This window comes from Nitrosococcus watsonii C-113, from assembly GCF_000143085.1.
Classification (GTDB): Bacteria; Pseudomonadota; Gammaproteobacteria; order Nitrosococcales; family Nitrosococcaceae; genus Nitrosococcus; species Nitrosococcus watsonii.
On sequence record NC_014315.1, the window covers coordinates 2,243,211 to 2,265,154 of the forward strand.

Sequence of the window (21,944 nt, forward strand, 5' to 3'; positions counted from 1 at the left end):
AATGTTATCTGACCTTTAGAGCCTACCATTAGATAGGCCCCCCTTAATGCCTTAACATCGTATCGGTTCAAAACCGATTTTTTAAAATTAAAATAGATATAATTGCTTAATAACTACTACGAGGATAATTGCCATGAAAAGGATACCCATTCTCCCCCTTATGCTAGCCTTGTTGATCTCTAATACAATATTTGCTGGAAATAGTGAAAAGGAAGGATTTAATGAAAACGCTTTTAACAAGCCCAGTCTGGAAGAGATCAAAGCTATACTAACTCCTCAGCAATACCAGGTCACCCAAGAAGAGGAAACAGAGTCGTCTTTTAATAATGCTTACTGGAATAACAAAAAGGCTGGAATTTACGTGGATGTCATTTCGGGCGAACCACTTTTTAGCTCAACGGATAAATATGCCTCGGGAACGGGATGGCCAAGTTTTACTAATCCGATCAACAAAAAATACATTGTTACCAAGGATGACTGGTCCTTCTTTATGAAAAGGACCGAAGTGAGATCAAAATACGCGGATTCCCATCTCGGTCATATTTTTAATGATGGTCCTCCCCCGACGGGGCTGCGCTACTGTATCAATTCCGCGGCGCTGCGGTTTATTCCTATAGAAAAAATGCGGGAAGAAGGGTATAAAAAGTATTTAACCCTCTTCGATAAAGAGGGCGTTAAATGAATATAGAAAAACCGTGCTTGCCCAGGGGGTATGAGAGAAACCGTCAAACAGACAAACTGGCGATATACTCTTTCCCCTCTGGTAGAAGGTTTCTTATCAGAAAGGTTCTAGAGTAAAGAGCAGTTCAGGATCAAATCCTAAGTAAATGAAGCAGTTTATGGCCTTTCCATCCACTGTAGACTTACCGGCAAAACGGCCAAAACTGATAGAATTTCCGGCATTTGAAGCGATCCTCGCAGTGTCCCAGCTGACTCCCATACTTCCGGGCCTGCTGGGCTACCCGTTTAGCTACCCGCCGCAGGCGGGGTTTCCGCCGCCAGGCTCCCCGCTGGTAACCTCGGTGGCCTTCGTGGTAAGCCAGATAGAGATGCTCAGGATTCCGCTCGGAGATTCCTAATCGCCGGGCGCTAATATGATTATACCAACCGATAAAATCGAGAACGTCTTCCATATCGGCGCGGCTTTTAAACCAGCCGCCATTAGCACTTAAATAATCTTCCCAGGCAGGATCCTGAATCTGACCATAACCATAGGCTGAAGAAGAACGGGGTAGGGGAATAAAGCCCAAAAACCAGCGCCGAGGTGGCCGGACATCCCCCCGAAAATTGGACTCTTGGCGGATAAAAGCCATAAAAACGGGTATCGGCGTACCCCACTTTTCTTCGGACTCCTTAGCATAATCATACCATTCCGGCTGCTTTTCAAAGATAATACAGAGATTTGCCGTACTAACGGGCGGAGCATTTGCACAGCCACTTAACAAACTCATAAAAAAAAGGACAATAAAGCAATATTTAATAGATGGAAAAAATATCCGGCAGAAGGTTTCAAATCCCATCCAGTATTCAACTAAGCTTCTAATAATTCAACGATTGAATTACCTGAATGAACGCATTGAATAGCATCCGCGAATAAGCTGGCCGAATCCACTATCCGCAATTTCTCCTTAATTATTTTCTCATTCAATCTGAAGGGAGGGATAGTATCTGCAATAATTATCTTTTCCAAAGCAGAGGCCGCGAGAATTTCATTAGCCTGCCCCACAAAAAGACCATGAGTCACCGCAGCATAGATTTTGTTTGCTCCCCGCTCCTGGCAAACTTCAGCGGCCCGAACCAAAGTTGTGCCGGTGCTCACTAAATCATCGATAATAATGGCGGTTCGATTTTTAACTTCACCCGCCATGGCCCCACCCCTCCTTACCATATCGCCACTACGTTGCTTTTCCATAAAAGCAACAGTGACTTCTTTTCCCAGAGCCTTGCTCAATGCTTCCCGGAACTGCTCCGCTCGCTTCGTTCCACCTACATCCGGCGAAACAACTACCACTTTATCACTCTCTGAGAGGTTCGAAGAAGTTAAAAAATAATCAATGAACAGTTTTTTTGCTTCTAAATGATCGGTCCGGCAATTAAAAGCATTCTGAAAAGCAGCCAGATTATGAACATCCATAGCCAACACCCGATCGACCTGAACCGCCTCTAATAGTTTGGCCACATAACGGGTAGTAACCGGGTCACGGGATTGAGTTTTTCGATCCTTCCGGGTATAACAAAGATAAGGAAGCACCGCTGTCACCCGTTTGGCAGAGGCATCTTTCAAGGCACCGATAAAAAACAGCAAACGGCATAATTTATCATTGGCACTCTGCCACGAGTCACTGTAAAGGGATTGAATAACAAATACATCTTTTTCCCTCACATTAACTAAAGGACGGATTTTGTGCTCACCGTCCTCAAAATCCTTTTCTTCGCGTCTGGACAAGGCCACACCTAACCTCTCACTCACTTTTTGGCCAAAGGTAATATCCATGCCGAGAGCAAATAGACACAAATCATTATGACTCATGATAAAATCTCCTTGACCAGTAAATTCCAACCAGCATAGGGGAAAACCACCCCGTCGCGCTTACCGAAATGGCCCATAGCGCCCTAATATTCCAATAGCTGCCGTATTTCTGGTAGTGAGGTTTAACGAGAAGCACTTATCCGGCTTCCAAGTTTTTTTACCATCAATCGCATATAATCCTTATAGTCGATTTCACCCGCCAAGAGATCAAGATATCTTCTTACCATGCTCTTGCTATGGGGAAGTAAATTCACAAACAATCGCTGCATCGGATCGGGAAAGACTAAATACCGCATCATACTCGCCTGGGAAAACAAGCTAACTATTGACTGATACTCTAGAAGGTAATGCGCCAAGGCGGTTTCAGGCCGCCCGGCACCAGCCGCTGTAGCAATGGCTTTAGCAGCCAATCTCCCACTCTGCATCGCAAAAGCAATCCCCTCTCCGGTAATGGGCTCAACTAGGCCGGCCGCATCTCCCACCAAAAGGATATTGGCTCGTCCTGGATTCCGCTGATAACTCCCAAAGGGGAGATGATATCCCTTGCGGCGGATGTTGGGGAGAGGTCCGTAGTGCTGGTGGAGAAACATGTTAAATGTACTTTTTAGATCCTGATTCTTGGTCAGTAGACCCCCAACACCCACAGTCTGGGTTTCCTTTTTGGGGAATATCCAACCATAGCCCCACTTCGCCACGCCCAGATAAATTTCTGGATCAACAACAGTTTTTGTGGTTAGCTCAAGAGGAACTTCAATTTCCAGTCCTAGGGCGAGGTTCTTGTTAGAAGCGGTATGCAATAAAATTGCTTGAGCAATACGGCTATGGACCCCATCCGCGCCCACCACAAAATCTGTCTTAAGCATCTTTCCATTATTAAGGTGAACCGCTTTGCCATCAGCTGCTAGTGAAGTGACAACAACCCCCTCCAGAAGATAAGCTCCCGCCTCCCTTGCGAGCGCAGCTAGGCAAGCATCAAAGTGGATACGGGAAGTGAAAAAGAAAGGCTGGTGGTCATGAACCCCATTAAGATAATGGGTCTGATAATAAAGGTTAGCCCCTCGTGCTGTCCTTTCCACGACAGCCGGCCACTTATTTTCTCCAAATATCCGCATAAACTCTTTTCGCGCCCGGGCGCTCAACAGGCCACCGCAGAGTTTTTCACGGGGAAAGTTTTTTCTTTCCACTAAGGCCACTTTAAGGCCCAAGGCGGCCAATTCATAAGCAGCAGCAGATCCCCCAGGACCAGCGCCTACTACAATTACATCAAATATCTTCACAATAAAAATACCCGCCAGAACGATACATGCTATATATCTCGGCTAGCCATTGCCGCTACGGCTTTCAGAACAGAATGCCACCTATTGTAGGTAATGCAATGAAAGAAGAAAGTTTTTTGGATCAGAGCCTAAAAAATCCTATATTGGCGTTCCAAGGTACCAGCACAAACCCCCGTAAGAGATTTTTATAGCCTGAAACACCGCGCTGGCTGGATTTAGTCTATGACAAATTAGATCCATTGGAAACGAATCGGTGTTTTAACCTATGGCGATTCTCCATCAATTACTCCTCTGCGTAGTTAAAGCAGTGACACGGCACCGTTTTAGCTTGAAGAAAAGTAAAAAAAGGTCGCTGGTTAATATAGTCCTTGACATTTAGTTATGTAGTAGGTTATCAGAGCGCAGAAATTTGAAAATCTATAACTGCTATTTACCTTAGCCATACAGGGTTTACTGTTATTATGAATTTATGTGAAAATTAATACGCTTTATGATAAGACTGAATAAATTCAATCACTTACCAAATATCAAAAAGGAAAAACTATGAAAACTAAACTTATGATAATGTCACTGCTGCTAGCATGCGGTACCTGGCTAGCCGGCTGCGAGCAAGAAGGATCGGCCGAGCGTGCTGGTGAAACGATTGATCAAACCATGGAGGCGGCAGGTAAGCGCTTAAAAGAAGCTGGCCAGGCAGCCCAGGAAAAAACCGAGAACGCCTATGAAGCAACTAAAAAGAGCCTAGAAGAAGCCGGTGAGAATACCCAAAAAGCTGCCAAACAAGTACTTAAGAATACAGGGGAAGCTACCGAGAAAGCAGGCGAGTACCTTAAAGAAAAAGCTCAATAAAACCACAAATTTTTAGGTAATAATCAGGTAAATACTTTTATTACGGACTCGGCTGTAAATAGCGGTACCCGCTTGCATCATGCGCTTTGAACTGCTTATGCTAAATAAATCATAAATTAGCATTTAGTCGGATAATCTATAGTTAGGTATCAATAACGAATAGGAGGGCAAGGTATCATCTTTTACATCCAAAACCAGATGCAAACTCCTCCTTATTTCTCTAATAATATTAACGGAATATACTCTAAAGAGCATTAATATTCTTAAAGCTATGGAGTTCCAGGCAAACATAACTAGCCATTACTCCTACCAGTAACCCACCGTTACTAGAATTCTTGCGGCGAATATAGGCCAATATCCCAGCTAGCTTCTCAGAAGTAATCAAATAAATCGGCCCCAAAAGGGTATTCAGCGAGGCGTTTCTACCTAATAAGTAATCCTTAAAGGTATAAGGGATAAAAAGAAACGTCTGTCCCTAAGCAATATTAATAATAGCTGCTAGCCGAACATACATGGGAATATAGAACTTTTAGTCTATAATTTATAAAATCAATAAAACAGAGAGTCTTAAATATCTCAACCAATACGACACAGAAATCTATTTAAATGCTTTTAGTAGATTTATGATAAGGAAGATAATAGCTATGAATCAACGCATATTTCCCATTAAATTAATCACCAAAAGAGTTTTTCTCATTTATGTCATCCCTTTATCCGGGATTCTCCTAAGCACGAATCTCCACGCAGAACGGCACTTATCGCAACTAAGCGAGGAGCAAGAGCAATGGATTGCGCGGCCACCTACCTTTTCAGAACTAGACAAAAATCTAGATAACTACCTTAGTAAGGAAGAAGCAAAAAGCTGGAAAAAACTGTACTCTAAATTTGATGAGGTGGACAAGAATGGCGACCAGAAAATCGATCGTACTGAGTTTAACGATTTTGAAACCCAGCTTATAGAAGAATCTATTATGGAGTTTACCGAATAAAAAAAGGAGAATTATAGCTTGTTAAGACAGCAACAAAATTATTTGCATCAATAACCGCATAAAGGATCAAAAAAATAACATTATTCTGGTAAGAATTTTTACTAATATTATAGAGGTATAAGAATCTCCTGGTAAGTATCAGGAATTCAGGCATTACCTACTTTCTACTCGCCCCCTCCAATCCCAGGTAAGTAGTAGGCATTTCTAAGGAAAGGGATTTCCAGTTAGCAATGCTGTAGAGATTCAACTTTATTGTGAAAACCTAAAAAACGGTATTGATGGGTTAGAATAGAGACTAAAGCCGATCGTTTGTAAAATACATTGAGGAACGCCTGCAACCTACGTATAGTTTTGGAATATGGAGAGCGCTTTTCTCTAGAATAGTACCAGGATAATAACAGAACGGAAGGATTATCAGCGTAGAAAAGCAAGCATAACCTTTCATCTTTGGTTCATCGTTAGCGTATTACTCGCTACAGGCAGAGAACTCCAGCACAGCTTTAACCATCTCTGACGCAAAAAGTTAAATCTCCAGAGACTTTACGTCAGATTACTAACACGGTTTTTGAGAGTATAATCTCTCTCAGGATTTATTTATCTCTCAGCCTAATAGCCTTCCGGCTAACCACCTACCTCGGTACCCAACCAAAAAAAGTTGCAGCGGCTATTCAACCCCGCTATGGTTACAAAAATAATATTGCAAACAGCACAAGCCTTTACCCGTTAACCAGCTCGCGCAGGACAAGCACTCATGAGAATTTACACTATTACCCTTTTAATCTTTCTCTTTGTCCCCCGCGCAATTCTTTATGCCGATACAGAAACCTATGGCTACCCAATCAATAACCCTTATGAAGCTACCGTTATCGGTACTCCCAGCCAATTACAAGCCCCTCTCCCCAGTAAAATCAATATTACCCCCTTAGAGCTAACGGTTTTCAAAAATCGTAAAACTCCAGAAATTCTTTGGTATACCGAAAGTTTGGAATACTCACTAGCTTCCCAAGAACAAAAAGCTCCCCTTGTTTTTGCTATTTCAGGCACGGGGTCTAGCGCCTCCTCGCCCGGTATGCAAATTTTACAAAAAATATTATATCAAGCTGGCTTTCATGTGCTTTCATTACCTTCTCCCACCCATCCAAATTTTGTTACTTCCGCCTCGACCTACTCGGTACCAGGCCATATTGTGGAGGACTCCGCAGATCTATACCGAGCTATGCAGCTTGCCTGGCAACAGGTAAGAAATGACATTGAAATCACCGATTTTTATCTTACAGGTTATAGCCTCGGGGGAGCCCAGGCCGCATTTGTTGCCAAGATAGATGATAAAAAACAGATTTTTAATTTTAAAAAAGTACTCATGATTAACCCTCCCGTGAGTCTGTATAATTCCGCCTCCATCCTGGATAAATTACTTACCAGGAATATTCCAGGAGGAATAGGGCATCTGGACGACTTCATCAAAAAAGTGCTCAATCGATTAACCGAGATCTATCGAACTGGAGAACAAGTAGAATTCAACGATGCATTTTTCTATAAAGCATATCAAAGATATGAACCTAGCAAAGAGACATTAAAGGCCATCATTGGGCTATCCTTCCGCTGGTCTGCGGCTAACATGATTTTCGTCTCCGACGTTATAACTAATTCCGGCTACGTAAAACCCAAAAATCTAGAACTTTCACTTACCGACTCGCTCACTGACTATTTTAAAGTTAGTCTCCGGATTGGTTTTCTTAGCTATTTCAATGAATACCTTTTTCCTTTCTTTGAAACGCTCCACCCGAGCCTGACACGAGATCAACTCATCCACAACCTCAGCCTCAAAAGCATCGAAGAGTACCTCAGGGAAAATAAGAAAATTGGTCTAATCACAAATGCCGATGATCCCATTCTTGCGCCTGGCGAACTCGATTTTCTACGAGACGTATTCCAATCCCGCGCCAAGATTTATCCCCGGGGTGGCCACCTGGGAAATATGGGATACCAGGATAATGTGGCTTATATAACGAATTTCTTTTTAAACTAGCCAAGGATAACCCATCAATGAGGCGGCGCTCTACAATTACAAAGTTATTTTTTGCCCTACTGCTTGGCACTATTCTACAAGGCTGTGCTTCGCAGCCTCATCATGAAACGGCTCCCATTATACCCCCCAAGCACTCTCTGAGCGAAATTCCAAAATCAGGAGAACTGACAATCATTGATGTCTACGATCCTCTAGAACCGGCCAATCGTGCGATATACTTTTTCAATTACCAATTTGACAAGTATATTTTCCTGCCAGCCGTCAATGCCTATGAGTTTATAACGCCGGATCTAGTGGAAAAAGGTATTTCCAATTTCTTTTCCAATATCAGAGAAACCATCAATTTTACCAATACCCTCTTACAGTTAAAATTTTCCAGAGCCTTAAAGACAGCGGCCCGTTTCATAATAAACTCAACCATAGGAATCGCGGGTATTTGGGATCCTGCAACCCGCATGAAGCTCTATCAACACAGAGAGGATTTCGGTCAAACCCTTGGATATTACGGGTTAGGACCAGGTCCCTATATTGTAATTCCTATCCTCGGTCCTTCTAATTTACGCGATGCCATCGGTCTAGCCGCTGACTCGCTGCTGCTTAATGCTATCCTGTCCAATATTGATCATTATAATGAAATTCGGTTCTGGTTACCCTTCTATTTTGTTGAAAGCATCGACCGACGGCATCGTACTAGCTTCCGCTACTATAAAACAGGATCGCCCTTTGAATACGACCTCATCCGCTTTTTATATCTAAAAGTAAGAGAAGCCAAGATCGCCAAATAATTTATAGGTTGTAAGTAGATAAACCAGATTTTCCAACTATAAATAAAACACGCTGCCGGCTATCCTTTTCCTATCTCATGGACCATGGAGAAAAATTAAAATGCAGAGCCCTCCCAATAATAAATTACCTCCCTGCCCCACTAGTCCCAATTGTGTATGCAGTGATTCAGCCACAAGAGATGGACAGCATTACATTGAGCCTTATTATTTGCAGGTTAACCCTCCAGAAGGATGGGATATATTGAAAAAGATTATCGGCACACTGCCCCGAACAACGATTATTTCATTCTCCAGCCATTACCTGCATGCAATAGCTAAAAGCCGTATCTTCCGGTTTGTCGATGATCTGGAATTTCAGCTGCGTCCACAGCAGAAAATTATTGCTCTTCGTTCGGCTGCCCGGCTAGGATACTATGATTTTGGGGTTAATCGAAGCCGAATTGAGAAAATACGCAACCAACTCCGCCTCCAAGAAATCATACGATAGCATGATTGTCTTGCGAGCAGCATCACGGACTAGAAACAATGCAGAATATACTAACCTCCGACACCGCTTCTCTGCTGGTTGTGAATTGCCATCAATGACTGGGGAGTGTCGCCGAATAGGATTTCCTCCGCGCACAGCCCATGAGTTGTTCGCCCTTATGTCCCAAAGGTTTGATACCAAAAACTACACTAAGGAGGAATGATGGAAACCGGTGAAATGATTCTAATTGGCGCAATAGCTTTTATCATTATAGTTGCAGTTGCGCTCGTTTATGCTTGGTTCTCCCTAAATGGACTTATTAAAACTACCATTGAAAGATATGGCACCCAAATCACCCAAACCAGAGTGCGGGTTTCCACTGTTAAAATTGCACCCACCGCCGGCAGGGGAACCATATCCCAGTTAACCCTTGGCAATCCTCTTGGATTTTCTAGCCCCAGCCTCATTACCTTAAACACCATCAATATTAAAATTGATGCCAGCACCCTGAGGCAGAATCCCATTATCATTAAGGAGATTATTTTCTGCTCACCTCAGGTATTTTTTGAAATTAATCTCTCTGGCAAATCCAATATTGGCGTCTTGAGGAAAAATATTATTACGGCAGGTGAATTTACCCCGCTAAGGCTTAAACAGGCAGGTAAAAAAGAGATTAAGCTAATTATTCGGCAGCTAACCATCGAAGAAGGACAAATTCACGCAGCAATTAGCGGATTAGAAGATCGTCAACTAACAGGAAAACTGCCTCAGCTCCAATTAACCGATATTGGGAACGAAAAAGGGGGATTCTCCCCCAGAGAAATGACAGGAGAAATAGTAGCAGCGCTTATCAACCCGGTAGACTCAGCCGCTTCTGAGCTGCGAGCAAAAACAGAAGAATACTTAAGCCATGCATTCCAAAGAATAAAACGCTGATAGTGGCACCCACTCTTTTTTAAATTTAGAACTTAAGAGGGAGATGGCCACTCAGAAAAAATATCTTCATATCGTTTCTTCTCGTGCAGGACCCTCCTTTTCCGGCATCAAATGTCAATTTTCCTTTGTATACAACCTTTTTGCCTAAACGACCGCCCGCCTATTGAGTTTCTAATAGCACAATCTGCGCAGATATTTCTTCTCCGGAAGTTTCTCTCCCATCCATCACCACCTTACCTTCAGCAACCAAATACCCATCACTGCCGTACACTCTAGCAGGTGAAAGGATACCAAACTGGGCAAGAGGGCCATCGGCACTATAGCGAATGACATTTTCCGCGCGTCCCCTCTTAAAATACTCAGACCCAGGTCCGCACGATAAAATGAGCCCCAAAAGAGAAATACAGAAGAAAAATGCCACGTATAGAATACTTTTCTTAAGCATCTAATCCCTCCCTGTCATCCTTCACCCCCATCAGCAAGCAAAGCGTGCTTGTGGGATTCCAACGATGCGGAACAATAAAAAATGCCTCTTATAATCGCTATCACTAGGCTATTGGCTTTATCCCTAGCCCACTCCTAAAACCGGTCTCCTTTATAAAACAATAGTGCAGTAAACTTCGATCATCAATAAATTCGAACTCACCGCCATAGCGTAACCCTTCATTGCTGAAGATCGAAATAAGTATCTAAGTTCAAATTTAGCGAGTATATTTTCAAACGCTCCTTTAAAGGCTGGCTAGCCTGGATAATTCGCGAAGGGAAATAGAAAAAAAGCAAAAAAATCCTGAAAATGCAAGTGCCGAAGCCGATCAACAAGAAAATCCTGCCGTGACAGAATGCAGCCAGACTTCCTTCGAGTTTCGATCCGTTAGTTGAAACTGATTTTATAAGATAAGGATAATTCACTAGGCTGGGAAAAGCCCTTCCCGAAGATAAACTTGTTAGTGGCAGCCTGCTTTCAAGGGTCCAGGCGAAAAGAAGGGGTCTGCCTGGTATGGCGGACCCCTGGATAAAAGATGTATGCTAGATGGATTCTAGTTCTAGTTGAGCGCTGGCCTTAGCGAGCGGGACGCTCCTCAATCTCCCCATCGGCGGGATCGTAGAGGATAAAGCCCTCCATCTGACCGAGCATGTGCAGTGTGGTGCCTGTTTGGGCGATGCCCACCTCTTCCCCGATGCCGTAGGTGGTGGCCATGACCCCGAGCAGCCCGGCCTCTTCGGTGACAATGCTCTCGTCAATGTTGAAGGTCTTGCGGTTATCGGCACGCTCACAGACGCTGCCCTTCATCGCCTTGACCTTGAAGCGGGCCACATCGCTTTTGAGGCTGGCGGCGGAGAAGTTACGCCCATTGTTCTGCATCTCATCGAGCAGCCCCTGATGCCAGCTGTCTATGCACTGGTAGGCGCCGGTGTATTTAACTTCCTGCTCGTTCCAGACGTTAAACTTCAAAAAGCTGAAGTGGTATTGCTGCTCTTCGGTCAGGTCCTGATTGCAGGAGGCCAGGGTCAGCTCATTGCGCTGGACATCAAACCCACCCATCTCTCTGCCCGCTGGGGTAAATTGACTAATGAGCTTTTTGGGGCAGGCTTCGTATTCGCTGCCATTGAGGTCCAGTTGACCCGCATCGGCGACCACGCATGCCTCCCCATTGTCGCCCACCAGGCAGCGGAAGCCCCAGGCGTTGTACTCATAGGCGGTTCCCTGGGAGGCATCGACCACGGTGGCGGTGCCAACCAGATGGTTCCAGCGAATTTCACTGGCCCCGGCGCTATCCACCGCCCAGCATTGCAGCTCGCCGGTATGGGTGGCGTTCTCGGGCAAGGAGACCTTGCTGGGGGTGGCATGTTCACCACCACTGAGACCTATTTTATCCAGGTAGCGCTGGTTGGTGGCGGTGGGAAAGGGCGGCACTTGGTAGGTCCCGTTGCCATCCCGGGCGCTGAGCCAGATGGGTTGAAACTTGGTCAGCTTGATTTGAAAATCAGCAAAGTGCTTGGTGCCGTTTTTCCAGTAGCACTTCAAACTCACCGAATCGGAGTAATCATTTTGGAGACGAATAATCGTATTGCGCTCTCCACTCACATCGATTTTCGGGAACACCAAGAGGCTGCCTTTCTCGGAGGTATTGGCCCGGTCTAGCGCCAGGGCGGAGGTGCTTAGCATGGAGGCGGCTACAACCGCGCTCATCATAAGGGTAGTGTGTTTCATCAAATGTGCTCCTTAGCATTGGTTGTCTGGGTGCGCCTGTCCCTGCGCCGTGTTGGCCCTGCTACGCCCTTCTCAAGCGTGTTTACTCATCAGGTATCCCCTTTTTCTGTGGGAAGCTCTGTCCTTGACATCCCTTGTCTGCCCCTAGACATTGCTAAGTCCATGCCAAACCTTCTAAGCCCTTGTTACTACACACCATTCCTATCCCCCGCACCCCGGAAAGACCCTCTCCTCCCCCCGCTCCCCCTCGCTCCTTGTTTCAGCTATGTAACACTTCTACCCCCCACCCCCTAAAAACACTAACAATCGACCTCAATTCAATCCCTTACCTCTCCCCTCCCCCTTGTCAACTTCTCTGTACAGAAGGCGGACTAAGGGGTGTGTTGAATAAGACCCTCAGGGAAGGAGCCATAGCCCAAAGGGGGACTGTCGTCCCGCTTGGCCAGCGCTATGGGGCTGAGAAATGAGGCTTTTAGGTATCGAGGCCGCTAGGGTGGGATATCGGGTGCCCGGTATAATAGGCCGCTGAGGGGCATGTATAGTTATTTCATTTAATTATGGGACATGTTATGCTTTAGCATGACTTATTCACTTGATTTGAGAGAGGCCGCGCTCTCGTACATAAAAAACGGCGGCAGTAAGGTTGAAGCATCCCGTCTTTTCGGTTTTTCCCGCTCTACTCTATACAGATGGCTTGATATGGAAGATTTAACCCCGAAAATTCATGGTTCGAGAGATCGCAAGATTGATAAAGAGGCTTTAAAGAAACATGTTAAGGACCATCCCGATATGTTCTTGCATGAGCGTGCTGAGATTTTTGGCGTTGCTGTGAGCGGAATGCACTATGCGCTCAAGCGCTTGGGCATCGTAAAAAAAAGAGCGCGGGTATAGCGAGCGCTGTACTATGAAAAGGCAGGAGTATTTGGAAAAGCTCCGCGCCGAGCATCGCATGAGGGGCTTTAAGAACCTGATTTACATTGATGAGACTGGCTTTGATGCGCCTTGCTATAGAGATATGGGCTGGGTAACAAAGGGGCAAAAAATTCTTGGTCTTGTGAGCGGAAAACGCAAGCGCAGAACCAATCTGATCATGGCGCAACGTCACAATGCATCGGGACGTCAGAAAAAATGGCTGGCTCCCATCCTTTTTGAAGGCTCATGTACAGCAGCTCTTGTGGAAACATGGATTGAGCGATGCCTGATGAAAAAGCTGGATGAACCCACCATCATCGTCATGGATAACGCCAGCTTCCACAAGCATAAACGTATTCAGAAGTTCGTGGCGCCGGCTTATCACATGGTCATACCATTGCCGCCTTACTCGCCAGACTTTAACCCCATAGAAAAAACATTCGGCGCCATGAAAAAAAGGAGAAAATCCATCCCTCAAAACACAACAATCGACCAACTTATATTGTCTTATAATTCAATGAAATGACTATATACCCCGTAGCCTGAAGAAGTGAACCCACTAACCCATACATGGGCCAGGAGGTGCGAAAAGATTAAAAAAAAAGCGGAATTAATAATGCTGCGGCATCGAGCAGCAGTGGATGAAAATCCACCAGAGATGTTAGCTTAAACGCAATACGCCTGAGTTATAAGCAACCCAAAGTAGAAGACAATGTTTTTCTGGCGAATCACCCCTGAAAGGTTAGATAGAGTGCCAAAGCGATGATCTCCTGCCTGCTACTCCTGCTCAGCTATCTTCAACCACAATATTAGGAAATTGAGTATTTTGGGCTTTCGCCTGCAAGGAAAGTTTAGCTGCGATATGGCGAGCAATATCCCGATAGATATGAGCAATTCGCCCTTCCGGATCAGTGGCGACGCTGGGATGACCACTATCCGCATCTTCCCTGATACGTTTATCAAGAGGAAGTTGTCCTAAAAGAGTGACCCCGTACTGGACGGCCATACGCTCTCCTCCCCCTTCACCAAAAATTGGCTCTTCCTGCCCGCACTGGCTACAAATATGGATGCTCATATTTTCCACGATCCCCAGTACCGGAACTTTGACCTTCTCGAACATCCTAAGCCCCTTACGGGCATCCAAGAGGGCAATATCTTGGGGCGTGGTCACAATTACGGCGCCACTGACGGGCACTCGCTGAGCTAAAGTAAGCTGGATATCTCCGGTTCCTGGCGGCAGATCCACCACTAAATAATCCAAATTCCGCCAGCTAGTATCCCCTAACAGCTGTTGCAAGGCAGAAGTCACCATGGGCCCCCGCCAAATCATGGGTTCTTCCTCGTCGATGAGAAACCCGATCGACATGGTCTGAATCCCATAGCTCATTACTGGTTCGATTGACTTGCCATCCCGGGATTCGGGCCGTTGCTGAACACCTAACATACGGGGCTGGCTAGGACCATAAATATCAGCATCCAGCATCCCCACCTTGGCGCCTTCAGCCGCCAAGGCCAAAGCTAGATTGACCGCCGTTGTAGACTTACCCACGCCCCCCTTACCCGAAGCCACTGCAATAATGTTTTTAATCTCCGGATAGGGTTTAACCCCCTGTTGAACTTTATGGGTAACGACTTCCCAGCCAACCTTCACCTCGGTATGAGTAACTCCCTCCAGAGAGGCGGTTGCCTTTTGAATAGCCGCCACGAGTGCTGGAATATAGCCTTTGGCGGGAAATCCCAGCTTGATCTTTAAATTGACCTTATTACCGTCGAGGACAATGGAATCCACCGCTTCCGCAGAGACCAAATCCTGCTCTAAGTAGGGGTCATGATAGCTCTTCAGAGCCTCTTCAATTTGAGTTTGGGTAACCATAGCAATATTCATTAATCTCCAAAGGCGTTTTTGTGGGAGATACCTAGCTAGGAAAATGGAATAGGAACGTAATTTCCGAGTATTTTACTACAGTATTCTTTAGTCGTCACATCCATCAGGATGCTAGCAGAGAGTAAATTTGATATCTTATAGGGTTTTCAGTCCCCACTAAATTTATATATGCCGCGTAGGATTCTTGTTACCAGCGCCCTCCCTTATGCCAATGGTCCTATTCACCTTGGCCACTTGGTGGAGTATATCCAAACCGACATCTGGGTCCGCTTTCAACGTATGCGCGGCCATGAATGCTATTATGTCTGTGCTGACGATGCCCATGGCACGCCTATTATGCTACGGGCACAACAAGAGGGGATCACCCCCGAAACGCTGATTGAGCAATGCAGCCAAGAACATCAAGCTGATTTTGCCGATTTTGCCATCAGCTTTGATAGCTACTACAGCACTCATTCAGCAGAAAACCGCGCCCTCTCGGAAACTATTTATCTTCGTAACCGGGACAAGGGACACATCACTACCCGCATCGTTCGACAAGCCTATGATCCTATCAGGGAGATGTTCCTACCTGATCGCTTTATTCGCGGCACCTGCCCCCGCTGCAATGCCCTCGATCAATACGGTGATAACTGCGAGGTCTGCGGAGCAACCTACAGCCCCACCGAATTAAAAGAAGCGATTTCAGTGCTCTCTGGCACACCGCCAATAGAGCGGGAATCCGAGCATTATTTTTTCAAGCTTAGCGACTTTGAACCCTTATTGAAGAGATGGACCCAAGGGGGCCACCTTCAGTCGGAAATGGCCAATAAATTGAATGAGTGGTTTGAGGCGGGATTGCAAGACTGGGATATCTCCCGGGATGCTCCCTACTTTGGTTTCCCTATCCCGGATAGCACTGATAAATATTTTTACGTTTGGCTCGATGCGCCCATTGGCTATCTGGCCAGTTTCAAGCATCTTTGCGACCGTGAAGGGCTTGATTTTGATGCCTTCATGGCCCCCGACAGCACCGCCGAACTTTATCATTTTATTGGCAAAGATATCCTCTATTTCCACGCCTTGTTTTGGCCCGCCATGCTGCATGGCGCTGGCTTCCGTTTACCCACAGCCATTTTTGCCCACGGCTTCTTAACCGTCAACGGCCAGAAAATGTCTAAATCCCGGGGAACTTTTATCAAGGCTCGCACCTACCTCAACCACCTAAATCCAGAGTACCTGCGTTATTATTTTGCCGCCAAATTAGGCAGCGGCATTGAGGATCTAGACCTGAATTTCGATGATTTTATGGCTCGAATCAATGCTGACCTAGTAGGTAAGGTGGTCAATATCGCCAGCCGCTGCGCGGGTTTTATCAACAAGCATTTTCAAAATCGTCTTGCGGATCGATTGGCAGAGGAATCGCTATTTCAAAAATTTGCCGCCGCCAGCGAACACCTTGCCCAACACTACGAATCCCGGGAATTTGGCCATGCCATGCGTGAAATCATGGCCCTTGCGGATCAGGCTAACCGCTATATTGATGAGCAACAACCCTGGGTAGCTATTAAAGATCCAGCACGAAAACTGGAAGTCCAGGAGGTATGCACCCTTGGGCTCAATCTCTTCCGGCAATTAATAATTTACCTCAAGCCAGTTTTGCCGGTAACAGCGGAAAAAGCCGAAGCATTTTTTAATGACCAGTCCCTTACCTGGACCGATGCCGATACGCCCATCCTTAACCATACTATTAATCGTTTTGAACCCTTGTTGATCCGTGCTGAAAAAACAAAGATAGAGGCCATGATTGAAGACTCCAAAGAACATCTGGAACAAAATACAAATGTAGTAAAACCGAACACTCTTTTGGCTGAACAGCCTATCGCCGAAACCATTCAGTTTGAGAGTTTTGCCAAGCTCGACTTACGAGTCGTCCGCATCCTGAAGGCGGAACACGTGGAAGGAGCCGACAAACTTCTGCGCCTGGAACTGGATTTAGATGGCGAGACGCGCCAAGTCTTTGCCGGAATCAAAGCCGCTTACGCACCCGAAAATTTGGTTGGCCGCCTCACGGTGATGGTTGCCAATTTGGCCCCTCGGAAAATGCGCTTTGGAATCTCCGAAGGCATGGTGCTGGCAGCGGGTCCGGGAGGTAAAGAGATTTATCTGCTTAACCCAGACGAAGGAGCCCGCCCTGGAATGCGGGTTAAATAAGCATAGGTTTCTCCATGAGCGAATATGCCCTCATTTTAGTCAGCACGGTGCTAGTCAACAATTTTGTGCTCGTGAAATTTCTAGGACTCTGTCCCTTTATGGGGGTCTCCCGTAAGCTAGAAACAGCGATAGGCATGGGACTGGCGACAACTTTCGTACTTACCCTGTCCTCAGTGTGCAGCTATTTAATTAATGAATACCTACTGATGCCCTTGGGAATCGAATACCTGCGGACTATCGCCTTTATTCTGGCCATTGCTTTTGTAGTGCAATTTACGGAAATGGTCGTCCATAAAACCAGTCCACTCTTGTATCAGGTATTGGGAATTTTTTTACCCCTGATCACCACCAACTGTGCGGTACTGGGAGTGGCTCTGCTAAATATTCAACACCAACATAGCTTCCTATCCTCGGCCCTCTATGGCTTCGGTGCTGCTGTTGGCTTCTCTCTGGTATTGATCTTATTTGCCGCCCTGCGTGAACGGATTGCGGCAGCAGAAGTGCCCCAGCCTTTTCAGGGCCCTGCCATCGGGCTGATTACTGCCGGGCTAATGTCCATGGCCTTCATGGGCTTTGCCGGATTAGTCAAAGGATAACCTCTGGGGCTACTGCTCTTAGCGGTGCCTGCCTGGGACACAAATAGCCGTATAGCTCCTGTCTCCACCCCCCTCCTTCCCCTACTAACCACGGTAACCATAACCACTTCCGGCCTCCTGCCTGCCCATACAACATTGCTGTTCTTAGACTTTACTAACCTGGCTGCTAAAGCCGCGGCCTTTGAATTATCTGCATGGAGATAAGCCATTTCACTTTTGAAATTTTCTAATACCCAAGGCAAATTTCAACTCTCTCAGGTGCCGATATTGTTAATAACCCATTTGTAATTAATTTCACAAAATCCCGGTATCAAACTTCCTGGTAAGCATTTTTCTGGAGCCGTATCCTTAAATCAAAGTCACAGGATTGACCGAAACTTCTGGAGGATAGTCATTCTATTACCACGAGGATACGACTCATGAATACTTACCATCTAACAAAGGTTAAAAAAGATTACCCGCTGCTGCTCGCACTATTCCCGCTCTTGCTGGCTTTTGCCTCTCAGCCAGCATTCGCCCACAGTGGCGCAACGGGCTCCTCAAGAACCAGCAATGTCACCCTTAACAATGGCAGCTGGCAAAATATCTTAAGTATTCCTGTTCTTCTATCACAACACACCCATTATTGCACTGTCGTGGGCAGTGCGGACGCAAGGCATGCCAGTGGCAACGCTGGTGACCATCAATACGACTTTGGCCTTAGCCTTGACGGCGCGGTTCCAGCAGCCGCAGTCACCCGCACGGTTGAACTCAACGACAACCCTAGCGTTGATGATCCCAATGTGATCGAAGTCGGCAGCACCGCTTTTTTCACCGTCCCGGCTGGCGTACATACTTTCCGTTGGCAGGCCAGAAGATCGAACGGGAATGGAAGTGCCGTAGTGGATGATGCGTCGATGACCATTAATTGCTTCAAGAAACGGCTTGGATTTATCATTCTACCGCCTGTCATACCTTTACCTCCTGTCATTGAAAATCCTGCCCAATAAGGGCAGCTTGGCATCCCTCCTTGCGTCATAAGGAGGGATGCCCCTCTTTGATTAGCTAATATCAGAGAAGGAAATATTATGAACCCTCGCCTAGCAATGGTACTTATCATCGGGTTACCCATCGCCGTATTGTTTTTAGCGAGATCTCACGCTGCCAGCCCTCCACCAGCTGTTGCTCCCCATGCCAAGCAGCAGGCTATTACCCATCCTAAACTAACTGTTCGGTATAAAAAAGGCTTGTTGAGCGCCGAAATTCACAATGTTCCCCTGGCTAAAGTTTTGCATGAGTTTGAGACTAAAGCGGGACTACAAAGCCATTTCAACGATTCGAAACTGGCAGATCATCCTATATCGGTAAGTGTGACCGAGGTTCCTCTAGCAGAAGCCCTTAAAAGAACACTCAGGGGGTTCTCCTATGCCCTGCACCATACGGCGGATCACAATATTATTCTCCTTTTGTCAACTCCACCAACACTAGCCCACACTGGCCCTCTATTGGGTACCGCAACATTTAAACAGTCTGCTTTAGATCCCTTGTCTAATTCCAATAATACTGCCAAAGATGAACCCCAGTCTCTGGATGAATTTCAGCCCCTTGTAGAGGAGGATTCAGCAGAAAGTATAGAGGATGAAGAAGGTGGGAAGGCAAGCGCATCCATTCGCTCGGCAAAAGAAGAAGAATATAACGAAAAATTATTCCAACGGGCAATCGCTGCCCTGCAATCTCCCCATAAAAATTTGTATCCGGAAGCCATCAATCAGCTGGCGACTTTGGATGACCCCCGCGCAGCTAGCGCGCTCGTAGAAAGAGTGACTAATGATACGCTAACGGTGAAGGAGCGACTTCATGCCATTGGAGCGCTTTGGCAACATGCGGTAAATTTTAGTTCTGCCGAGGCAATAGCCACGGAAACCTTGAAGGAACTTACTCGGGAAAAAAACAAAAATATTAGCTATATTGCTGCTCAAGCATTAAATGAAATGCAACAGCATTTACAATAGATTTGTAAAATGATGTGGTAAAGATTTGCACCCGGCGGAACAGCCATAGAGGAATAGGCATGTTTTCGATAAAGCGTCTAATTTTTATCTTTCTAATTTTGACTCTGATAGGAGCCTTTTTCCATTTCGGAGGGCCGCAGTACCTTGACCTGGAAAGATTGAAGGCGCATCAAGAACAGCTCCAGCAAATGATTGCCGGGGCGCCGGTGGTTTCAGTGTCGATATTTTTTATTTCTTACGTTTTAGTTGCCGCCCTCTCATTACCGGGTGCTGCGGTGATGACCATTGCGGGAGGGGCTTTATTCGGTTTAACCGCTGGTACTGTTATCGTTTCCTTCGCCTCAACCCTAGGCGCAACTCTGGCGTTTTTGTCTTCCCGCTTTCTATTTCGAGACTCCCTTCGCCAACGTTATGATAAGACAGTTCAACGAGTGGATGAGCGGATCGCCGTCGATGGTCCCTTTTATCTTGCTAGTTTACGGTTGGTACCGGTTTTCCCTTTTTTCGTGATCAATATTGTCATGGGGCTAACCGGAATTCCCATCTGGAGATTTTATTGGGTAAGTCAGCTCACCATGCTTCCAGGCACGCTTGTCTATGTAAATGCGGGTACTCAGTTAGCGGCGATCCAAAAAGTGGGCGATATCTTGTCGCTCCCGCTGCTTTTATCCTTCCTGTTGTTGGCTCTGTTTCCTCTGATTGCCAAATTTTTATTGGCACTTTTCAAACGCGCCCGACTTTATAAGCGATTCACCAAGCCTAAGCACTTTGACTACAACCTGTTAGTGATCGGTGCCGGTTCGGCGGGCTTGGTATCAGCTTATATGGGTGCAACGGTCAAGGCTAAGGTTGCCTTGATTGAACGGGATAAAATGGGCGGCGATTGCCTCAATACCGGCTGTATCCCGTCTAAGGCATTGATTAAATCATCACGGATTGCTGAGGCCATGCGTCAGGCGGACCGTTACGGTTTGCCTGCAAACAATCCACCAATTCCATTTGCGCCGGTAATGGAGCGCGTACAAAAGATCATTAAGCAAATAGAGCCCCATGATTCGGTGGAGCGTTATACCCGCCTGGGGGTAAATTGCTTGCAAGGAGAGGCGAGGCTTATTTCACCCTGGGAGGTGGAGATAAAAGCAGCTAATGGCTCCACTCGCCGCGTCACCACCAAGGCCACCATTATTGCCACGGGCGGGCATCCCTTTGTTCCGTCCATTGAAGGCATGGGCGAAATCAGGCCCTTGACGTCAGACACGGTGTGGCAACTGAGAAAACTCCCCCAGCGACTATTGGTACTAGGCGGCGGGCCCATCGGTTGCGAGCTGGCCCAGGCTTTTGCCCGGTTAGGGTCACAGGTCACCCTAGTGGAAATGGGCGAGCGGCTGCTGCTACAAGAAGATCCAGATGCCAGTGCGGCGATTTTAGAATGTTTCAGGGAGGAAGGTATTACGGTGAAACTGAGGCATAAAGCCATCCGCTTTGCCATCGAGGGCGGCGAGAAAGTAGCCTACTGCGCACATCCGGAGGGGGAACTGCGGATTTCTTTCGACCAGGTCTTGGTGGCCGTGGGACGCACGGCTAATACCGAGCACCTAGGCTTGGAGAACCTCGGCCTCAGCACCAGCAAGGGAGGTGCCTTACCGGTTGAGGAGGACATGAGCGTGGGCTATCCTAATCTGTTTGCCTGTGGTGATGTTACCGGTCTTTATCAATTTACCCATGTGGCGGCGCACCAGGCGTGGTTTGCTGCGGTCAATGCCTTGTTTGGCCATTTCAAGCGCTTTAAGGTGGACTACTCGGTCATTCCCTGGGTTACCTTTACCTCCCCCGAAGTGGGCCGGGTCGGCCTCAATGAAATAGAGGCAAAAAAGCAAGGCATGGACTACGAGGTGACCCGTTATGGCCTTAAAGATCTGGACCGGGCCATTGCCGAAAGCGAAGCCTATGGCTACATTAAAGTGCTGACACCGCCAGGCAAAGATCGCATCCTGGGCGTAACGGTGGTTGCTCCTCATGGGGCTGAGTTATTGGCGGAATTTATTCTCGCCATGAAGCATAAGATCGGTCTCAATAAAATTCTAGGTACTATCCACCCCTATCCTACCTGGAATGAAGCAGTCAAGTTCACGGCGGGGGAGTGGAAAAAAGCCCATGCCCCGGAAAAAATATTGCGCTGGCTAGAGCGGTTTCATCGTTGGCGTCTTGGCTAGAGGAAAAAGCTGCCTTATTGCAATGCGCCTTTTTTCTTAAAGGAGTCTTCAACGGTTAGCTGAGTTTACTGCGAGATATCA

At 46.5% G+C, this 21,944-nt stretch carries 20 protein-coding genes; 14 read left to right on the top strand and 6 right to left on the bottom strand.

The window, feature by feature from the left end; all coding sequences use genetic code 11:
- Positions 1-133 precede the first annotated feature (133 nt).
- Entirely contained in the window at positions 134-682 is a 549-nt protein-coding gene (gene msrB / locus NWAT_RS10040; protein WP_013220975.1) for a peptide-methionine (R)-S-oxide reductase MsrB, read from the top strand.
- Between the two features lie 181 nt (positions 683-863).
- Here the strand turns inward: msrB and NWAT_RS10045 are convergent, their stop codons facing one another.
- The 3 genes from NWAT_RS10045 to NWAT_RS10055 all read right to left on the bottom strand — a co-directional run bounded on the left by NWAT_RS10045 (position 864) and on the right by NWAT_RS10055 (position 3,807).
- On the bottom strand, positions 864-1,520 hold the full coding sequence (locus tag NWAT_RS10045; protein WP_041350677.1) for a transglycosylase SLT domain-containing protein: 657 nt from the start codon (positions 1,518-1,520) through the stop codon (positions 864-866).
- 11 nt (positions 1,521-1,531) lie between these two features.
- Positions 1,532-2,530 carry a ribose-phosphate diphosphokinase gene (locus NWAT_RS10050; RefSeq protein ID WP_013220977.1) on the bottom strand — a complete coding sequence of 333 codons (999 nt, stop codon included), beginning with the start codon at positions 2,528-2,530 and terminating at the stop codon, positions 1,532-1,534.
- 122 nt (positions 2,531-2,652) lie between these two features.
- Positions 2,653-3,807 (bottom strand): NAD(P)/FAD-dependent oxidoreductase, encoded by a 1,155-nt coding sequence (locus tag NWAT_RS10055; RefSeq protein ID WP_013220978.1) that lies wholly within the window; start codon positions 3,805-3,807, stop codon positions 2,653-2,655.
- A 543-nt stretch (positions 3,808-4,350) separates the two neighbouring features.
- Here NWAT_RS10055 and NWAT_RS10060 point away from each other — a divergent pair.
- From NWAT_RS10060 to NWAT_RS10085, 6 genes are all read left to right on the top strand, one after another.
- Positions 4,351-4,656: a hypothetical protein gene (locus NWAT_RS10060; RefSeq protein ID WP_013220979.1), complete on the top strand. Its 306-nt coding sequence runs from the start codon at positions 4,351-4,353 to the stop codon at positions 4,654-4,656.
- A 644-nt stretch (positions 4,657-5,300) separates the two neighbouring features.
- Positions 5,301-5,645, top strand: coding sequence for a hypothetical protein (locus NWAT_RS10065; RefSeq protein ID WP_013220980.1), 345 nt, complete (start codon positions 5,301-5,303; stop codon positions 5,643-5,645).
- A gap of 751 nt (positions 5,646-6,396) precedes the next feature.
- Positions 6,397-7,674, top strand: a complete 1,278-nt coding sequence (locus NWAT_RS10070; protein ID WP_013220981.1) for a hypothetical protein — start codon at positions 6,397-6,399, stop codon at positions 7,672-7,674.
- 17 nt (positions 7,675-7,691) lie between these two features.
- Positions 7,692-8,459 carry an MlaA family lipoprotein gene (locus tag NWAT_RS10075; RefSeq protein ID WP_013220982.1) on the top strand — a complete coding sequence of 256 codons (768 nt, stop codon included), beginning with the start codon at positions 7,692-7,694 and terminating at the stop codon, positions 8,457-8,459.
- A 100-nt stretch (positions 8,460-8,559) separates the two neighbouring features.
- Positions 8,560-8,946, top strand: coding sequence for a DUF1499 domain-containing protein (locus NWAT_RS10080; RefSeq protein ID WP_013220983.1), 387 nt, complete (start codon positions 8,560-8,562; stop codon positions 8,944-8,946).
- A 198-nt stretch (positions 8,947-9,144) separates the two neighbouring features.
- Entirely contained in the window at positions 9,145-9,861 is a 717-nt protein-coding gene (locus NWAT_RS10085; RefSeq protein ID WP_232420100.1) for an AsmA family protein, read from the top strand.
- A 160-nt stretch (positions 9,862-10,021) separates the two neighbouring features.
- Here the strand turns inward: NWAT_RS10085 and NWAT_RS16500 are convergent, their stop codons facing one another.
- Positions 10,022-10,306 carry a hypothetical protein gene (locus NWAT_RS16500; protein WP_013220985.1) on the bottom strand — a complete coding sequence of 95 codons (285 nt, stop codon included), beginning with the start codon at positions 10,304-10,306 and terminating at the stop codon, positions 10,022-10,024.
- A gap of 615 nt (positions 10,307-10,921) precedes the next feature.
- Positions 10,922-12,073, bottom strand: coding sequence for a hypothetical protein (locus NWAT_RS10095; RefSeq protein WP_013220986.1), 1,152 nt, complete (start codon positions 12,071-12,073; stop codon positions 10,922-10,924).
- A 579-nt stretch (positions 12,074-12,652) separates the two neighbouring features.
- Between NWAT_RS10095 and NWAT_RS17080 the strand changes: the two genes are divergently transcribed.
- Entirely contained in the window at positions 12,653-12,964 is a 312-nt protein-coding gene (locus NWAT_RS17080; RefSeq protein ID WP_013220071.1) for an IS630 transposase-related protein, read from the top strand.
- Positions 12,965-12,977: 13 nt separating this feature from the next.
- Entirely contained in the window at positions 12,978-13,511 is a 534-nt protein-coding gene (locus NWAT_RS10105; protein WP_013219491.1) for a transposase, read from the top strand.
- A 261-nt stretch (positions 13,512-13,772) separates the two neighbouring features.
- Here NWAT_RS10105 and apbC read toward each other — a convergent pair whose 3' ends face one another.
- Positions 13,773-14,864, bottom strand: a complete 1,092-nt coding sequence (gene apbC / locus NWAT_RS10110) for an iron-sulfur cluster carrier protein ApbC (RefSeq protein ID WP_041350979.1) — start codon at positions 14,862-14,864, stop codon at positions 13,773-13,775.
- A 174-nt stretch (positions 14,865-15,038) separates the two neighbouring features.
- On the opposite strand from apbC, the gene metG reads away from it, so the two are divergent.
- From metG to NWAT_RS10135, 5 genes are all read left to right on the top strand, one after another.
- On the top strand, positions 15,039-17,063 hold the full coding sequence (gene metG / locus NWAT_RS10115; RefSeq protein WP_013220988.1) for a methionine--tRNA ligase: 2,025 nt from the start codon (positions 15,039-15,041) through the stop codon (positions 17,061-17,063).
- A 14-nt stretch (positions 17,064-17,077) separates the two neighbouring features.
- The gene (gene rsxA, locus NWAT_RS10120) at positions 17,078-17,659 is read left to right on the top strand and encodes an electron transport complex subunit RsxA (protein WP_013220989.1); all 582 of its coding nucleotides are present in this window, start codon (positions 17,078-17,080) and stop codon (positions 17,657-17,659) included.
- A 419-nt stretch (positions 17,660-18,078) separates the two neighbouring features.
- A complete protein-coding gene (locus NWAT_RS10125) occupies positions 18,079-18,648 on the top strand; it encodes a hypothetical protein (RefSeq protein ID WP_013220990.1) in 570 nt (189 codons plus the stop codon).
- Between the two features lie 78 nt (positions 18,649-18,726).
- Positions 18,727-19,650, top strand: coding sequence for a HEAT repeat domain-containing protein (locus NWAT_RS10130; RefSeq protein WP_013220991.1), 924 nt, complete (start codon positions 18,727-18,729; stop codon positions 19,648-19,650).
- Positions 19,651-19,709: 59 nt separating this feature from the next.
- Positions 19,710-21,863 carry an FAD-dependent oxidoreductase gene (locus NWAT_RS10135; RefSeq protein WP_013220992.1) on the top strand — a complete coding sequence of 718 codons (2,154 nt, stop codon included), beginning with the start codon at positions 19,710-19,712 and terminating at the stop codon, positions 21,861-21,863.
- Positions 21,864-21,944: the final 81 nt, after the last annotated feature.

Excerpts from the sequence above, each read along its gene's own strand:
- NWAT_RS10135 (WP_013220992.1), top strand. The coding sequence starts at position 19,710 with ATGTTTTCGATAAAGCGTCTAATTTTTATCTTTCTAATTTTGACTCTG.
- NWAT_RS10125 (WP_013220990.1), top strand. The coding sequence starts at position 18,079 with ATGAATACTTACCATCTAACAAAGGTTAAAAAAGATTACCCGCTGCTG.
- NWAT_RS10045 (WP_041350677.1), bottom strand. The coding sequence starts at position 1,520 with ATGGGATTTGAAACCTTCTGCCGGATATTTTTTCCATCTATTAAATAT.
- NWAT_RS10095 (WP_013220986.1), bottom strand. The coding sequence starts at position 12,073 with ATGAAACACACTACCCTTATGATGAGCGCGGTTGTAGCCGCCTCCATG.
- NWAT_RS10065 (WP_013220980.1), top strand. The coding sequence starts at position 5,301 with ATGAATCAACGCATATTTCCCATTAAATTAATCACCAAAAGAGTTTTT.
- NWAT_RS10105 (WP_013219491.1), top strand. The coding sequence starts at position 12,978 with ATGAAAAGGCAGGAGTATTTGGAAAAGCTCCGCGCCGAGCATCGCATG.
- NWAT_RS16500 (WP_013220985.1), bottom strand. The coding sequence starts at position 10,306 with ATGCTTAAGAAAAGTATTCTATACGTGGCATTTTTCTTCTGTATTTCT.
- NWAT_RS10050 (WP_013220977.1), bottom strand. The coding sequence starts at position 2,530 with ATGAGTCATAATGATTTGTGTCTATTTGCTCTCGGCATGGATATTACC.
- NWAT_RS10075 (WP_013220982.1), top strand. The coding sequence starts at position 7,692 with ATGAGGCGGCGCTCTACAATTACAAAGTTATTTTTTGCCCTACTGCTT.
- NWAT_RS10080 (WP_013220983.1), top strand. The coding sequence starts at position 8,560 with ATGCAGAGCCCTCCCAATAATAAATTACCTCCCTGCCCCACTAGTCCC.
- metG (WP_013220988.1), top strand. The coding sequence starts at position 15,039 with ATGCCGCGTAGGATTCTTGTTACCAGCGCCCTCCCTTATGCCAATGGT.
- msrB (WP_013220975.1), top strand. The coding sequence starts at position 134 with ATGAAAAGGATACCCATTCTCCCCCTTATGCTAGCCTTGTTGATCTCT.
- rsxA (WP_013220989.1), top strand. The coding sequence starts at position 17,078 with ATGAGCGAATATGCCCTCATTTTAGTCAGCACGGTGCTAGTCAACAAT.
- NWAT_RS10085 (WP_232420100.1), top strand. The coding sequence starts at position 9,145 with ATGATGGAAACCGGTGAAATGATTCTAATTGGCGCAATAGCTTTTATC.
- NWAT_RS10070 (WP_013220981.1), top strand. The coding sequence starts at position 6,397 with ATGAGAATTTACACTATTACCCTTTTAATCTTTCTCTTTGTCCCCCGC.
- NWAT_RS17080 (WP_013220071.1), top strand. The coding sequence starts at position 12,653 with ATGACTTATTCACTTGATTTGAGAGAGGCCGCGCTCTCGTACATAAAA.
- NWAT_RS10130 (WP_013220991.1), top strand. The coding sequence starts at position 18,727 with ATGAACCCTCGCCTAGCAATGGTACTTATCATCGGGTTACCCATCGCC.
- NWAT_RS10060 (WP_013220979.1), top strand. The coding sequence starts at position 4,351 with ATGAAAACTAAACTTATGATAATGTCACTGCTGCTAGCATGCGGTACC.